The sequence below is a fragment of the uncultured Chitinophaga sp. genome (assembly GCF_902168175.1).
Taxonomy (GTDB): domain Bacteria; phylum Bacteroidota; class Bacteroidia; order Chitinophagales; family Chitinophagaceae; genus Chitinophaga.
Map to the genome: position 1 here is coordinate 311,201 of NZ_CABHOU010000025.1, position 15,221 is coordinate 326,421.

Genomic DNA, 15,221 nt, shown 5'->3' on the forward strand with positions numbered 1-15,221 from the left:
TACCTTTTTTAAGGGGATGAATATTGCTATTTCATCTGCCAATCCAGCGAAATGGCGATTTCACGCTATCTCAGGCCTGTCCTGCTCTTGACGGCAAACAGCGGGAAACTTATCACGTTCATCGATAAATAAGGGCAACTGGCATATTTAAACATTTCTTTCGCGCCCTCACGTTATAAACTTGTGCGTTGTCTTTTAAACTATGCGCAAAATATCATGCTTATTAATAGCAGTTTCGGCCCTTTACCTGGCGTCCTGCGAAAAGAGTGGTTTCAGTTACGAGGATGTAACTACGGAAAACGGTGCCGGTTATATATTACTGGATACTTTTTCGGTGGATGTGAAAACGATCCAGTTGGACTCGGTACCCAGTTCGGGATTGGGAGTCATCCTCAATGGTTATTATAACGATCCGCTGTTCGGAAAAATTACAGCAGGGTCTTTTTTTGAAATGACTATGCCCAGTGTGCGCAGCATTGAGAATAATATGGTGTACGATTCGGTGGAGCTTATCCTGCGCGGTAATGGCTACTATTATGGAGATACTACGGTACCGCTAAACATCAGCGTATACCAGCTTACACAAAATATTAAACTGGCAGATAACAGTAGTTCCCTTTATACACACAATTCATTTGCCACCGCCTCCTCTCCCTTAGGCACCAAACAAACGTACCTGCGGCCTTTAGAGAAAGATACGGTAAGCATTCGCCTCGCGGATACCAAAGGCCGCGAAATATGGGATTTGTTCGCAGCAAAGGCTAACGAAGTATCCGGTGATGCGCAATGGCTCGACTACTTCAAAGGGCTGGCCATAAAAACCGGCACTACTAACGTGATTTATGGCTACGATGCCAGCACTGCGGTAATGCGTATTCACTACCATATTAACAGCCTGGAACGTGGTACCAACTATTTCGAGTTCCCACTGTCTAACACGGCCTACCAGTTTAATAATGTACAGGCCGACCGTACAGGCACGCCTATCGCTGCACTTAACACCACCAATAACAGCATTCCTGCTGATCAACTTGATAATGCGGCTTACATACAAGGTCTTACGGGCGTGGTGACGCGCCTCGATCTGCCCTCTATTAAAAAACTGCAGGAGCTGGGCCGTTTTGGAAAGATCGTTAGCGCAACACTGGTTGTACAACCTGTCAGGAACACTTACATAAGGGCGAATATGCCTTCTAAAACAACTTTGGTAGAAGCCGATACGAAACAGAACAGGGGCGATACACTGACGGGCAGCAGCACGGGCGGTTACCAGTACGGCGACTTCACTTACGACGCACTGTACAACGAAAACACCAGCTACACGTACGACCTTACCAGCTATTGTAATGCAGAACTGGCGGCGGATAACATTACTACCCGGGGATTGCTGATGATGCCTACCTACTTCGACTTTCATACGCGGTTCGACAGGCTGGTGATTGGCAATAAGGTGAACGCGAAAAACAAAATGACTTTTAAAATTTATTACCTGTTGTATAAATAAGTGCGAACGATACTCATGCAAACAAAACTATACCTTACACTTTGCGGATGCAGCCTGATGCTGCTGGCAGCTAAGCAAACCAGCGCACAAAAAGGCATGAACTCCCTTTACTCTTCCTATGGTATTGGCGACCTGGAAGACAAGGACTACAGCCGCAACTTTGGCGTGGGCAGCGCAGGTATCGGCCGCCGGTCGGGCAACTACCTGAACGAATTAAATCCGGCCAGCTACAGCGCACTACCTACACAACGTTTCTTTTTCGAAGTATCGGGCGCAGGCAGAATGATGCAGTACAGCACTTCTACCTACACGCAAAGCGCAGGTGACCTCAACTTCAAGAAAATAGCTATGGGCTTTAAAGCCGCTAAACCTTGGGGCGTAAGTATTGGGGTTACGCCATTCAGCAACATCGACTACAAAGTATTAAATACAAAATATATCACTGGTACACCCACCGGTGTTAGAAGTGCCATAGAGGGTTCCGGGGGCCTGACCCGGGCGTACTTTTCCAATGCAGTACAACTGGGCAAACACTTTTCAGTGGGTTTGTCCGGAGCCTTTCTATTCGGCAATGTTACCACCACCGACAGTACCGGCAGCACCGGCGCATCCAGCGATGTGTTTACTGAAAATGCACGTTCACTCCGCAACTTCAACCTTACCTCCGGCCTGCAGTACAGCGGCCGCGTAGGCAATATGATACTGGGCGCCGGCCTTACCTATCGTATGCAAACGAAGCTGCGCTCATCGCAAACGTTTACGATCAAAGACAATTCGGACAATACCTATTATGAAGAAGATGTACGCACCAGCGATTATGTAATTCCCGCGCAATACGGCGCCGGCCTTTCGCTTACAAACGGCCGGCTGACGGCGGTGGCCGATTATAAAATGGCCGACTGGGCCGGCAAAAACAGTAACGAAAGCGATTACATTTATACAAAGTCACAACGCGTGGCCGGTGGTTTGGAGTACAGTTTTTACAAGTATTACCTCAACAGCCGGGTAGAAGGGTTGTCGTTACAACTGGGCGCCAACTATCAAAATTCGTATATGAAAGTAAAGGGGCAGGACATTCGTGATTTCGGCATCACAGCCGGTGCGTCTTTGCCGGCAGGTAGTACTTTACGTTACTACGTAGGCCTCGAAGTAGGGCAACGTGGTACACAAAACAAAGGATTGATCCAGGAAAACTATCTGAACATTGTATTCAGCTTATCCATGCGCGACCTATGGTTCTTTAAGCGGGTGGAATACTAAGATATTTAAAGACGGTGTACGTTAAGAAGCGCGGGCCTAGGCATTTATGCCGGCCTGCGTTTCGCTTTTAAGCACATGCCTGAACCCCAGGAAATCGCTGAACCATTTACCGGAAGCTTTGATCGTACGTTGCTGTGTAACATGATCTACATGCACCAGTCCAAACCGTGCACGGTACCCTTCGGCCCATTCAAAGTTATCGGTGAGCGTCCAGGCGAAGTAGCCGTTTACGGGCACGCCTTCGCGTTTAGCCTGCAACACGCCCGCCAGGTATTCACGGAAATAACGGATGCGCTGCGCATCGTTCACCACCCCGTTTTCCATGTTATCGTTAAAGGCTGCGCCGCTTTCAGATACAATGATATTTTTTACTCCTTCGTACGCACCAAACTGTTTGAGGATATTGTACATGCCCACACCACTTATCTCCCAGCCCAAAGCCGTTACAGGTACATTACGCGAGCGTGGTTTTACCTCCGACACATTTACGTAAGGCATAAACGGATTATGCCGCACCACCAGCGGGAAGTAGTTCTGCACCCCGATAAAATCGAATTCGAAAGGCAGTTTATCCCAATCGCGCCACATGGCGTAACGGCGTTCTATACGATGAAGCAGGGGAAAGTCATCAGCAGGATAACGCATGCCCAGTGAGGGTTCTATAAACAAACGGTTAAAGAGCGCGTCGGCTCTGCGGGCCGCTTTAATATCGGCTTCGCTCTGGGTATTGGGGATGATGTGTGAGCAGGAAAACGTAGTGCCCACGTTCGCATTTTTCACTTCATCCCTTACTACACGCCCGCCTTCTGCCTGCGCCAGTGCTACGTGATGCACTGCGGGTAAAAAGTAAGAGAGCCCGAATTTGCCCGGGGCATGTACCCCCAGCATATAACCCAGCGAGGTAAATCCGAAAGGTTCGTTCAGAATGATCCAGTTTTTCACCTTATCGCCAAAAGCCCGCGTAACCACCGTTACATAATGTTCAAACGCAAACACAATACCCCTGTGGCACCAGCCGCCTTTGTTCTCAAGCGCCTGCGGTAAATCCCAGTGATAGAGGGTAACGTAGGGTTCGAGTCCCACTTCAAGGCAGGTGTCGATCACTTTGTGGTAAAAATCGATGCCTGCCTGGTTAACCGGCCCTGTACCCTTGGGTAAAATACGTGGCCAGGAAATGGAGAAACGGAATACGGAGAAGCCCAGGGCCTTTGCCAGCAGTATATCATCGCGGTAGTTCACATAAAAATGGCAGGCCTGTTGTGCATGCGTACCATCCTTGATCTTACCTTTTCGTCCGCTGAACGTATCCCAGATAGAGGCGCCTTTCCCATCCGCATCGCAGGCGCCCTCGTTCTGAAAAGCAGAAATTACTACTCCCCAGGAAAAGTCGTCCCCGAAATCATTACGCGAAAAGGATGCAGGCAGGATCATATTAATCCCGAAATTAATGCTTAACCCACTTACCCTGTATTATAATTTTGTTAATAAGGTGGGGCAAGCCACGGAATAAACCATCAGCCGCCGTTGTGTCACTCCCTTCAGCGGCATCTCTCTCCCCATCATTTTAAAAAAGGTAAGAGGAACGGTAAGCTCCTCTTACCATATATGATGAAGCCGCAACCGTCAGGAATTTTTCAAACCAATATGTCAAAGAACTTGTGATGACAAGGGAAGCTTTTCCTCCCAGCCATTCGTGATCGCACATTGCCTTTTTAGCATCTTCCGACGGTATAAAAGGTATGGATCACAGTCACAAATGCAAAGGTACTATCATGAAATGCCGGTTCGGGTTACAATGGGACGAAGCTTAGAGAACGTTGGGACGAAGCATATAGAAGCCTGGGACGAAAGCCCTCATCATCCTCTGAAACTCTTTACCAGCAAGGGATACAACTCATATAAACACCTTACAAATATTCAATTAATTCAATTTCAGATCGTTGAAGACTTACAAAACGGAAATAATTGCCAAAAGTCGCTCCAGATATACTTTCTTCCGGCGAAGGTATATCGATCCTATATCGATCCTTTAATAGCCGTGTGCAGGGGCGCGGGTTTCAGCGGAAGCGGGTATAGGATGGATAAAGGATCGATATAGGATCGGTACGCATCACATTGTTCGGCAAAAAGGCACTCAGCCGACGGACGGCAGGTTTTATTGTGTGCCCTCCTCAGCGGGCGTCACCCTGTCCGGCGTCGCGAGGAACGAAGCGATGACGGGGAGAGAAATGCCGCTGAAGGAATGACACAACGGCGGCTGGGGAATGGCTTAAAACCCATTTTAAAGGCCCAAACGCGGCACATCGCTTCAAATACGAACAAGCACCTGCAGGCGATGCAGGAGCTTAAAATCCTGCTTTCTTTTATTACATTTGGATGATGACTAAGCGTATTTACAACACACTGGCGGCAGGCGCGCTGGCCTGCCTGGTGGCCTGCGGACAAACACCTCCCAATAAACAGGAGGTGAAAAATCCGGCCGACAGCCTGAACCGCATGGTGCTCATTCCAGGTGGGGAGTTTGACATGGGCGCGGATGACGATCAGGGGCAGCCCGACGAGTACCCGAAACATAAAGTACAACTCGACTCGTTCTGGATGGACGAACACGAGGTGACCAATGCCGAATTCGCGCTTTTTGTGAAAAGCACGGGTTATAAAACGGTGGCAGAAAAGCCGGTGAGTATGGAAGAGATCATGCGTGAACTGCCGCCCGGCTCGCCACAACCAGACAGCAGCATCCTGGAGCCCGGCTCGCTGGTGTTTACACCGCCCGACCATGCAGTGCCTTTAAATGATGTATCGCAATGGTGGCAGTTTATACATGGCGCCAACTGGCTGCACCCACTGGGGCCAGATAGCGACATCAGGGGTAAAGATAATTATCCCGTAACGCACATCGCTTATGACGACGCGGTGGCTTATGCCAACTGGGCCGGCAAACGCCTGCCCACCGAAGCCGAATGGGAATATGCGGCACGTGGCGGCCTCGCCAACCAACCTTACCCCTGGGGCAGCGAATTACTTACAGAAGGTAAAACCAAAGCCAATACGTGGAACGGCCATTTTCCATATGAAAACACACAAACCGACGGCTTCTACGGACTGGCACCGGTGAAAAGTTACGGCGCCAACACTTATGGCCTGTACGATATGAGCGGCAACGTATGGGAACTTTGCGCCGACTGGTTCCACAGCGATTATTATAAAAGTCTGACTGGTATAAGCACGAACCCGAAAGGCCCCGAACAGGGTTACGATGCAGAAGATCCCGGCACGGTAAAACACGTGATACGCGGCGGCTCGTTTATGTGCAGTGATGAATATTGTAAAGGTTACAGGGTATCGGCCAGGATGAAAACCTCGCCCGAATCGGGGTTATCTAACTTAGGTTTCCGGTGTGTGAAAAGTAAATAAAAAAATAAGGGGGAAGAATGGATATTCTTTCCCCTTCTGCATCTGCGTGAGTATAAAATTCTATTGTCTGATGATCTTTTTTGTATAAGTTTTACCGTCTACCAGCACCTTCACATAATAAGTACCTGCAGGCGATTTGCTCAAATCTACAAGCGACCTGGCAGCAACGCCGCTACCATTGCTCTTTTCGCTATATACCACCTCGCCGTTTGAATTAAAAACTTTCATTTCAGATTTACCACTTTTCGATCCTGGATAGTCAACAGTGTATCTGCCATCACTTGAAGGATTGGGATAAACGCGGAGCGCTTTATTGCTGGTATTTCTGGCAGCAGCAAACTTCGCCAGGCTTTCTTTTTCTGAATCAGCCGCAGCTACCTTTTTAAGTTCGCCACCTTTCTTAGTGGTGATGATGATTACTCCATGGTTCCCCCTGGGCCCGTAAAGGCTGGCAGCGCTTTGGTCTTTTAATACACTAATCGATTCGATGCTGTTAGCATCAATTCTCTGCAGCACGTTGGAGTCGCTCATTTTTCCGTCCACTACGTACAACACATCATGAAGACCAGATGTGCCGCGGGAGGTGATCCTGAGCGGCTGGCGGGTTGAATCAACGTGACCCGTAAACCTTATATTCCTGCCAACAACCGTACGTACCGAATCAGGCGTAAATACGAACAGGCTCCTGGAGTGATCGTCTGCCCCGCCGGAAAAACCGTTCTGTCCGGACCTGTAGATTAAATTCACGGGTGTTTGATCGCCCGCCTGTTTGGTTTCTACGTATACATAACCTTTCTGGTTCTCCGTTTTAAGCGTTACCGATTTAAGACGGTCGCTGCTTAACGCCCCTACTTCTTTTTCAGAAGAAGGTTTGCCATCCAGTACATATTCGTAATCTTTACCCGCGAGGCGGGTAACTGATACTGGCCGACCGGCGTTATTGCCCGCTCCAACAAATACAACGTCCTGTCCGGGTTTACTGCTAAAAGCATAAGTACCGGTAAGGCGAGATGGCGGTGCTACGCTGCTGGATATGCCGATAACTTGTCCCTGTACCGTACGTGGTCTAACACCGCTCGCCTGGCGATTGCCATAACCGGTAACCGTAACTTCCTGAAGCGGTTTACTCTCAAGCGATTTAGCGGTACCAGCTTGCGCGTTGCCGTAGCCGGTTACTACTACTTCATCCAGCCTGCTTGTAAATTCTACAGGTTCTACAATTTGACCGGCTGTAGCTAAAAACGTCAGCTGCGCCTTTAAATATGTTGTGTCAACCTTTCCTGCCTTTTGCTGCACTTCCTGCAACATCAGTTGCAGTGGCTTTGGATTGCCGGTACTATCATTCAGTTCGATAGTAATTGTTTTACGCGGTTTTTTAGTGGTATCTGCTTTACCTGTTACTACTACTTCTTCCAGCGGTCTCTTTATGTTCTCCACTTTTACCGGTGGAATGGTATCTGTTTCTTCAACAAATAATTGTGGGATGGTGCCCTGCCCTACCGGCGCCAGTTTAACGCCCGCACGGCTAAAGTTAAGTGTGAGCACGAGCACGCTTACCATACAGCCCAGTACTAAATACCGGACCACCTGGTAACGCGATGATCGTTCTTTATTCATCATCATAATACGGTTTTTGAGATGTGAAAAATTGAAATTGTTTGCGATGGCCGTCGCGTATGGAGCTCCACTTACTTTTAAAAGGCTGTATTGGTAAACTTTAGCGTCTACCCCCGCCCGCAGCATCCTGCGGTCGGTAATAAATTCAAGGTTTTCACGGATGGCTGTTTTCATCAGCCAGGCGCCCGGATTAAACCAATAGAAAACATTGTTCACTTCTCCCATCATCACATCGGCAGAATGCCATTCTTTAACATGTATCTGCTCGTGGCTGATTACTGCTTCCAATTCTTCGCCGGAGTGCAGGGAGGGATTTAAATAGATATTCTTAAAGAAGGAAAAAGGTGCCATCTCTCTTTTCACGATCCTCACTTTCGAGTTTCTCACCTTTGCCTCTTTCGAGGTCATATGAAACACCAGCAACGACAGCAACTGGAATAACAAACGGATCGTCATTACCGCCACACCGGCCCAAAACACGTAGGTCAGAAACGTCCATACGGTAAATTCCGCTGCCTCAGGCGCAGGTCTTAACGCGTTAAAGTCGGGCACATAATATACTACCGTTTCCAGCGCACTTCCGTTACGGTGGAAGAAATCATTGACATCCACCAGCGGAAATACCGATGAAAACACAATTCCTGTAAGCAGGAAAAAACGGTTGAGCGTGTAAAAGGTGAGCCTTCTTAATCCCAGGCGATATGCCAGGTAAAAGAGGCTGAGTGCCACATTCGCCTTCAACAGGTAGATAAAAAGATCAGGCATACAGTTTACTTGTATGGTGAAAGAATTTTTAGTTGCTGCGTTATTTCTTCTCTATCATACGGATGATCTCTTTCAGCTCATCCGGGCTTATATTTTTTTCCCTGGCGAAAAAGGTCACCAGTTCTTTATAAGAATTTTCGAAATAGTCTTTCACAAAACCACTCATGAACTTACGGGTGTAGTCGCCTTCTTCTATCAGTGGCGTATATTCATATACGTTACCTATTTTAGTGCTGCCCAGGTACCCCTTCTTTTCCAGGTTCTTAATGGTAGAAGCCAGTGTGGTGTATGGCGGAACAGGTTCCGCATGTGCCTCCAGGAAATCCTTCACAAACCCCTTCCCTATTTTCCAGATGGACTGCATGGCAGCTTCTTCCTGTTTGGTTAATTTTTCCATATAAGATGTGTTATATCACATAACGAATGTACGGAAGTTTCGTATATCTACGAACATTTCGTAGCATTTTTATAAAAAATATTTCAAGAGATTAATTTACAGTCACTTACCATTATCACGATAGTCGAGCGGCACCATTTCCGCCACCTTTTCCCAGGCCCAGTAGCCTTCATATACCAGGTCGGCCGGTGCTTCCACGTTCCCGTTTTCATCTACCCCAACGGTGGGCACAAACAAATGCACCATGGAAGTTTGCGGATAACGTTGCCCTGTGCCGCGGCCTTTACTCTGTGCATAGTCTAATGGTTCTTTTTCACGCTGATATATGACCTGCAGATAGTTCCTGAAGTGTAACACCATCCCTTTTTGCTGTGCGGGCTGGTGGAAAAGGCTGTCGTAACTTACCGCACCGGTATATAAGTAATCGGCATAACGGGGGCCAAATGTCTGCCGGGGATTAATCAGCTGCCGCGGCAGCGTATCGCCGGGTTCGCGGGGCTCGGGCGTGTTACTCCGCACCTGGCGCACCACCTTATTCACTTTAAATCCATCGGCTTCCAGTTGTTTCGCCATCAGGCTGCGCATAAAATGCAGGGAGGAACCACGGTAAGCGGTGAGCCTGCGCGCCTCCCACCTTTTTTGCTGCCGGCTGTTCTTTGCCTTCATTTCCTGGAACTGCGGGAAACCATAATACAATACATAGTTCTGCTTATAGTCGTTCACATAACCTTGTAACAGGTACTTTATGCGATAGCCCAATACCGGGTTCTCTATTTCCAGCATACCGTCCGACTCGGCCGTTAGCAGGCGCTGCGAGTGATCGAACTGTATATTAATGATCTCGTCGTTCAGTATTTTACAGGAAGCGGCAGCGGTGCCTGCACCTAAAAAGGTTTGGCGGAATACCCGCAGCCAGCTCTCGCGTTGCGGATCTTTTCTGATTATGACTTCACTTAACTGCCCCGTCTTAGGTTTAAGTTTAAGCGTAAAGGTCAGGCTGGTATCCTGTAACATCACCGGCACTACCAGGGCTTCGTAACCCAGGTAAGATACGATCAGCTCGTAACGGCCGTTGGGTATCTTGTTTATTGAAAAGCTGCCTTGTTCGGTGGTACGGTCGCCCAGTGTGGTTTGACTCAGGAAAACGCTGGCGAACGGGAGTGCGGCTCCATCCTTTTCACTGATTACTTTACCTGTAATCCGGCTTTGCGCAAACAAATCAGTAATCAATAAAATACCCAGTAAGCTGGCAGTTAAAAATTTATTCATCTTCAATAATATCATTAATTACGAAACTTTCGTAAATTTACGAAAAGTTCGTTTCAATCCATATGAAATCTCCCCTTCTCCTTCCGCTGCTCATCCTTTGTGTATGTTGTAACCTCTGTTTTATACCAGGTAACATATTCCGCATAAGCGGCGTATTAAAGGGCGCGCCCGACAGTACGCTGCTTTACCTATATAAAGGTATTCGCAAAACAGATTCTGCATATGTACTTAATGGTAAATTTTATTTCTCCGGGCAGGTAGCAGCTCCGGCTGAGCAGTTAATTATCCGTACATCGGATTTCAGCGAGGCGAAGTATATGTGGGTAGAGAATAAAGAGATAAGTGTGGAAGGAGAGAAAGGAAAACTTCGGGAGGCGGTGGTAAGAGGCTCTGCAGCGCAACTGGAAAATGAACAACTCGATATTTTGCGTAATAGATTATACGCAATCCGCGATAGCATTAAAAAAATTCATAGCGCCGATACTTCCGGCGTATCGAAACTGACACTAAAGAAAGCGCAGGATGATATTGAAAAGCAGCTCCGGCAAACCGACCGCGATTTCATCCGCCAGCATCCATCTTCAATAGTAAGCGCTGTACTTGTAAGCACTTATGCCAGCAGTTGGGGCCGCGACACTACTGCTGTTCTATATAAACTACTTAATGCAAGTATTCAGCAAACCAGGTACGGTAAAGATGCTGCAGCGTTTATACGACTTAACAGGCCTGTAGATATTGGCATGCCTGCACCATTGTTCACAGCTCCCGGCATCAACAATGAAAATATTTCCCTGGCGTCGTACAAAGGCAAAGTAGTACTGATAGAATTCTGGGCCAGTTGGTGCGGCCCCTGTAGAAAGTCTAATCCCGAACTGGTAAAGTTATATGAAGAATTTCACCCGAAAGGACTGGAAATACTTGGTATTTCTTTAGATGAAGACAGAGTGGACTGGGAAACCGCTATCAAACAGGACAAACTTCCATGGCCGCAGGCAACTGATCTCAAAGGACCCAAAACAGCACCGGCACTTATCTACGGCGTATCCGCCATCCCCGACAATTTTCTTATCGATGTGAATGGTAATATTATCGCCCATCGTTTAAACACCAAGGCACTTAGGGAAAAACTATCTGAACGTCTTCAATAATGCTTAAGCCCTCGTGTTCTCCTGCCTGATAGGAAGATGGAAATAATGAATATTCACGGGGTGGCGTACTCGTAAAGACAAGGGGCACTTCAACACTGAAGTACCCCCTTTATAAGTTTGGATGATGGTTATGTTAATCTGCCATCAACTCTTCCAGTTTTCTTTCCAGCGCTTCGCCGCGGAGGTTTTTACCAATGATGCGGCCTTCCGGATTTACGAGGTAATTTTGAGGAATAGCCCTGATGCCGTAAAGTTTGGCCACAGCATTACCCCATCCCTTTAAATCACTTACCTGCGACCATGTGAGCTGGTCCTTCTCAATGGCTTTGATCCATTTATCTTTCGAATCGTCAAGCGAAACACCGAATACGGTAAAGTTTTTATCCTTATACTGATTGAAAGCTTTTACCACATTAGGGTTCTCCGCCCGGCAGGGACCGCACCAGCTAGCCCAGAAATCAACCAGCACATATTTACCACGGAACGACGACAGGCTGACAGGTGTGCCTTCGGGCGTATTTTGTGAGAAATCGATAGAGGGCTGGCCTACAGTAGTTTTCTTAGCAATATCCAGTCGTTTTGCAAAAGCCTCGCCCGATGGACTTTGCTTTACTTCATCTGACAGGTTATTGAAGATGGGCTCTATTTCCGGAATATTGATATCGTATCCCGCCAGGTTGTTGATCACGTAAATACCGATGGAGGTGTGCGGATTTTGTTTAAGGTAAGCCCGGAGCGTGGCGCTACGTTTACCATCCAGCTCCTCGAACTTCGCCTCAAGTTTTTTCATTCCCTCTTCATCTTTGGCATCGTACAGTTTGCGGTATTGCTTTTGGAGGTCCGACGACTTTTTCACCAGCGATGATTCCATTGCTGTCAGCTTCGCCAACTCTGTTTGTGCTGCGCCGCCTTTTACTTCGGCATCTCCGCTGATGTCGGTGATGTTTACCGTAGTAGTTCCCTTATCGATGAAAAACTTCGCTATTTCTTTACGGCTCTTGCCTCCCGGCTTTTCCGGCACTTCGAGGTACATAAAGATAGAGGCATACACAGGTTCTTCCAGTTTGCCTTTGAACACAAACTGGCCATCAGTTACCTCGGCACTATCTACCTTGTTCCCCCAGGCCTTGCGCATACTGATGTACACCTTACCTGGCTGGTTAATGGCGGATGTGCCTTTAATATCGTAGTTGATTGATTTTGTTTTGGGTTGGGCCCACAGTGCCCCCGGCAGGAATAGTGCAGCTATCAGGACTATTCGTTTCATACTCACTGTTTTTGTTTATTACCTGCAAAAATCCCCTTTTAGCGAAGGAAAACCAACGCTATTGTGATAAACGGTTCGGCTATTTCAGCAGTTCCGCCAGGGTAGCTTCCAGTTGTTCGCCGCGCAGGTTGCTCGCCACTATACGCCCTTCCGGGTCTACCAGGAAGTTAGCGGGAATACCCCGTACGTTATACAGGCGTGCCGCTTTGTTGTTCCAGCCGCCCAGGTCCGACACCTGCGTCCAGGCCAGTTTATCTACGGCAATGGCTTTCAGCCAGTCGTTGCGTTCTTCGTCCAGCGAAACCCCGAGTATGGTGAAGTTCTTGTCCTTATACTTGTTGTAAGCGGCTACCACGTTAGGGTTTTCCTGCCTGCACGGGCCGCACCAGCTCGCCCAGAAATCGATCAGTACATATTTGCCGCGGAACGACGACAGCTTTACAGGTTTACCCTTTTCATTGTTCTGGGTAAAGTCCTTCGCCATCACCAACGGTTGTTTGCTCTGGTTTACAGACGCCAGGTGTTGTTCTATCATACTGGCATACTTCGACTTTCTTACCTCGGGCTTCAATGTCTGGTACAAATCATCCAGTTCGTCGGGCTGCAGGCGGTTGCTCAGTTCGTGCAGCAATAACCAAAGGCTGGCCAACTGATCGGGGTGTTGGGTGATAAAATCTTTACCAGCCTGAATAACACCTGTATTAAACGTTTCTGCTTTTTTACGGAAAGCTGCCTTGGCCGCTTCATCGTCGCCACCAATTTGTGCCGCTTCGGCATTTAATTTGGCCGCCTGCCTGCTAAACGAACGGAAAGTGCGCTGGTACAGTTGCATGTATTTCGTTTCCTCGTTCACCTTCATGGTATTAGCCAAAGGGAAATGGGCAGTATCCAGGTCCAGTTCCAGCGGATCTTTACGTGGCACCAGCAGCAGGGGCATGTTATTATCTGAGAACATCAGTGCAAAAACTTCTGCTTCAGGGTCTTGTTTAACGCTAAACCGGAACTTTTCCTCCTTAATTACAGCGGAATCCAGCGGACGGTCGCCGGTATCGTTAAACAGGTAAAGGGTTCTACCGTTTGCGCCTTTAATGGTACCGCTAATGGATTGCTGTGCATGGGCACAAACGGCCGAGGCGAGTAATGCTACAGATAAAAAGAGGTTTTTCATTATTCCGGTTTATTTATGCCTGTCTTTCAACACATTAATGATGTCTTCCAGCTTAAATCCTTTAGCCTGCAATAAAATCAGGTAATGGAACAGCAGGTCGGCACCTTCGTCGAGAAACAGGTTATCGTTATTGTCTTTTGCTTCAATCACCAGTTCCACCGCTTCTTCTCCTACCTTTTGCGCCATTTTATTAATGCCGCGGGCATACAGTTTAGAAGTATAGGAAGCTTCGGTAGGATTACTGATCCTGTTGGCAATGATCTCTTCCAGTTTAGCCAGGAAATCGCTGCTTTCATTCTTCTCGTCCCAGCAGGTATCTGCGCCGGTATGGCAAACAGGGCCTGCGGGATCGGCTTTGATGAGCAGGGTATCCTTGTCACAATCCACCTTAACGTCTTTCACGTACAGGAAATTGCCGCTCTCCTCTCCTTTTGTCCATAACCGCTGTTTAGAGCGGCTGTAAAAGGTCACTTTGCCTTCCTCCATGGTTTTGTCGAAGGCCGCCTGGTCCATGTAACCGAGCATCAGCACCTTGCTGGTAGTGGCGTCCTGTATAATGGCAGGCACCAGGCCGTCGGGAGATTTCTTAAAATCGATCTGCATAAATATAATGAATAAGCTATATATCGGTATACCGCCCGTAAAATTACGTTAGAAGCGGATAGAAAGGTTACGTTGGTACAGGTACTTTTTGAGGTCCTGTATTTCCATCTCCTTATAATGGAAGATACTGGCTGCCAGTGCTGCATCAGCCTGTGCAATCTCAAACACGTCCGCAAAATGCTGCATCGTACCTGCGCCGCCCGATGCGATAATGGGCACGCTCAGGTCTTGCGCCAGCCGGCCGGTAATATCCAGGGCAAAACCCTGTTTGGTACCGTCGTTGTTCATAGAGGTGAGCAGTATTTCGCCAGCGCCACGTTCCACAGCCTCTTTGGCCCAGTCGGTGGTTTTGCTTTCGGTTTTAACACGACCTCCGTTCAGGTATACATACCAGTCGCCGTCCTCAAATTTGGTATCGATGGCTAATACCACACACTGGCTGCCAAATTCCTGCGCCAGTTCGTTCAACAGTTCCGGCCTGCGAAAGGCGGCGGAGTTTACAGATACTTTGTCTGCCCCGGCGTTCAGCAGTATACGTACATCTTCCACCGAACTAATTCCTCCACCAACGGTAAAAGGAATATTAATATGGCGGGCGATGCGTGTAACCAGTTCTGCCAGGGTTTTCCTGCGTTCTACAGTAGCCGTAATATCGAGGAATACGAGTTCGTCTGCACCCTGCTCTGCATACAAAGCACCCAGTTCAATGGGATCGCCGGCATCGCGGATGTTTTCGAAGTTCACTCCCTTTACGGTCCTGCCGTCTTTAATATCCAGGCAGGGTATAATGCGTTTTGTAAGCATAG

Annotated in this window: 12 protein-coding genes; 4 read left to right on the forward strand and 8 right to left on the reverse strand. The window is 48.0% G+C overall.

The window, feature by feature from the left end:
- Nucleotides 1-202: 202 nt before the first annotated feature.
- Together QZT80_RS04695 and QZT80_RS04700 are read left to right on the forward strand one after the other, a co-directional pair.
- Nucleotides 203-1,504, forward strand: coding sequence for a DUF4270 family protein (locus QZT80_RS04695; protein WP_295118381.1), 1,302 nt, complete (start codon nucleotides 203-205; stop codon nucleotides 1,502-1,504).
- A gap of 15 nt (nucleotides 1,505-1,519) precedes the next feature.
- Entirely contained in the window at nucleotides 1,520-2,764 is a 1,245-nt protein-coding gene (locus tag QZT80_RS04700; RefSeq protein ID WP_295118384.1) for a hypothetical protein, read from the forward strand.
- Nucleotides 2,765-2,800: 36 nt separating this feature from the next.
- Here the strand turns inward: QZT80_RS04700 and QZT80_RS04705 are convergent, their stop codons facing one another.
- A complete protein-coding gene (locus QZT80_RS04705) occupies nucleotides 2,801-4,195 on the reverse strand; it encodes a GH1 family beta-glucosidase (RefSeq protein ID WP_295118387.1) in 1,395 nt (464 codons plus the stop codon).
- 945 nt (nucleotides 4,196-5,140) lie between these two features.
- Between QZT80_RS04705 and QZT80_RS04710 the strand changes: the two genes are divergently transcribed.
- Entirely contained in the window at nucleotides 5,141-6,181 is a 1,041-nt protein-coding gene (locus QZT80_RS04710; RefSeq protein WP_295118388.1) for a formylglycine-generating enzyme family protein, read from the forward strand.
- 60 nt (nucleotides 6,182-6,241) lie between these two features.
- On the opposite strand, the gene QZT80_RS04715 is transcribed toward QZT80_RS04710, so the two are convergent.
- From QZT80_RS04715 to QZT80_RS04725, 3 genes are all read right to left on the reverse strand, one after another.
- A complete protein-coding gene (locus QZT80_RS04715) occupies nucleotides 6,242-8,563 on the reverse strand; it encodes a M56 family metallopeptidase (RefSeq protein ID WP_295118392.1) in 2,322 nt (773 codons plus the stop codon).
- 40 nt (nucleotides 8,564-8,603) lie between these two features.
- Nucleotides 8,604-8,960 carry a BlaI/MecI/CopY family transcriptional regulator gene (locus QZT80_RS04720; protein ID WP_295118395.1) on the reverse strand — a complete coding sequence of 119 codons (357 nt, stop codon included), beginning with the start codon at nucleotides 8,958-8,960 and terminating at the stop codon, nucleotides 8,604-8,606.
- Between the two features lie 102 nt (nucleotides 8,961-9,062).
- A complete protein-coding gene (locus QZT80_RS04725) occupies nucleotides 9,063-10,229 on the reverse strand; it encodes a carboxypeptidase-like regulatory domain-containing protein (RefSeq protein WP_295118398.1) in 1,167 nt (388 codons plus the stop codon).
- A 62-nt stretch (nucleotides 10,230-10,291) separates the two neighbouring features.
- Here QZT80_RS04725 and QZT80_RS04730 point away from each other — a divergent pair, with 62 nt between their 5' ends.
- Nucleotides 10,292-11,377, forward strand: coding sequence for a TlpA disulfide reductase family protein (locus tag QZT80_RS04730; RefSeq protein WP_295118401.1), 1,086 nt, complete (start codon nucleotides 10,292-10,294; stop codon nucleotides 11,375-11,377).
- Nucleotides 11,378-11,510: 133 nt separating this feature from the next.
- Here QZT80_RS04730 and QZT80_RS04735 read toward each other — a convergent pair whose 3' ends face one another.
- The 4 genes from QZT80_RS04735 to hisF form a co-directional block, all read right to left on the reverse strand.
- Entirely contained in the window at nucleotides 11,511-12,644 is a 1,134-nt protein-coding gene (locus QZT80_RS04735) for a TlpA disulfide reductase family protein (RefSeq protein WP_295118404.1), read from the reverse strand.
- 79 nt (nucleotides 12,645-12,723) lie between these two features.
- Entirely contained in the window at nucleotides 12,724-13,812 is a 1,089-nt protein-coding gene (locus QZT80_RS04740) for a TlpA disulfide reductase family protein (RefSeq protein WP_295118407.1), read from the reverse strand.
- 9 nt (nucleotides 13,813-13,821) lie between these two features.
- The gene (hisIE, locus tag QZT80_RS04745) at nucleotides 13,822-14,415 is read right to left on the reverse strand and encodes a bifunctional phosphoribosyl-AMP cyclohydrolase/phosphoribosyl-ATP diphosphatase HisIE (RefSeq protein WP_295118410.1); all 594 of its coding nucleotides are present in this window, start codon (nucleotides 14,413-14,415) and stop codon (nucleotides 13,822-13,824) included.
- 48 nt (nucleotides 14,416-14,463) lie between these two features.
- A complete protein-coding gene (hisF, locus tag QZT80_RS04750; protein WP_295118413.1) occupies nucleotides 14,464-15,219 on the reverse strand; it encodes an imidazole glycerol phosphate synthase subunit HisF in 756 nt (251 codons plus the stop codon).
- Nucleotides 15,220-15,221: the final 2 nt, after the last annotated feature.

What these genes read in the sequence shown, in the direction of transcription:
- QZT80_RS04695 (WP_295118381.1), top strand. Translation starts at nt 203, where the DNA reads ATGCGCAAAATATCATGCTTATTAATAGCAGTTTCGGCCCTTTACCTG.
- QZT80_RS04700 (WP_295118384.1), top strand. Translation starts at nt 1,520, where the DNA reads ATGCAAACAAAACTATACCTTACACTTTGCGGATGCAGCCTGATGCTG.
- QZT80_RS04705 (WP_295118387.1), bottom strand. Translation starts at nt 4,195, where the DNA reads ATGATCCTGCCTGCATCCTTTTCGCGTAATGATTTCGGGGACGACTTT.
- QZT80_RS04710 (WP_295118388.1), top strand. Translation starts at nt 5,141, where the DNA reads ATGATGACTAAGCGTATTTACAACACACTGGCGGCAGGCGCGCTGGCC.
- QZT80_RS04715 (WP_295118392.1), bottom strand. Translation starts at nt 8,563, where the DNA reads ATGCCTGATCTTTTTATCTACCTGTTGAAGGCGAATGTGGCACTCAGC.
- QZT80_RS04720 (WP_295118395.1), bottom strand. Translation starts at nt 8,960, where the DNA reads ATGGAAAAATTAACCAAACAGGAAGAAGCTGCCATGCAGTCCATCTGG.
- QZT80_RS04725 (WP_295118398.1), bottom strand. Translation starts at nt 10,229, where the DNA reads ATGAATAAATTTTTAACTGCCAGCTTACTGGGTATTTTATTGATTACT.
- QZT80_RS04730 (WP_295118401.1), top strand. Translation starts at nt 10,292, where the DNA reads ATGAAATCTCCCCTTCTCCTTCCGCTGCTCATCCTTTGTGTATGTTGT.
- QZT80_RS04735 (WP_295118404.1), bottom strand. Translation starts at nt 12,644, where the DNA reads ATGAAACGAATAGTCCTGATAGCTGCACTATTCCTGCCGGGGGCACTG.
- QZT80_RS04740 (WP_295118407.1), bottom strand. Translation starts at nt 13,812, where the DNA reads ATGAAAAACCTCTTTTTATCTGTAGCATTACTCGCCTCGGCCGTTTGT.
- hisIE (WP_295118410.1), bottom strand. Translation starts at nt 14,415, where the DNA reads ATGCAGATCGATTTTAAGAAATCTCCCGACGGCCTGGTGCCTGCCATT.
- hisF (WP_295118413.1), bottom strand. Translation starts at nt 15,219, where the DNA reads ATGCTTACAAAACGCATTATACCCTGCCTGGATATTAAAGACGGCAGG.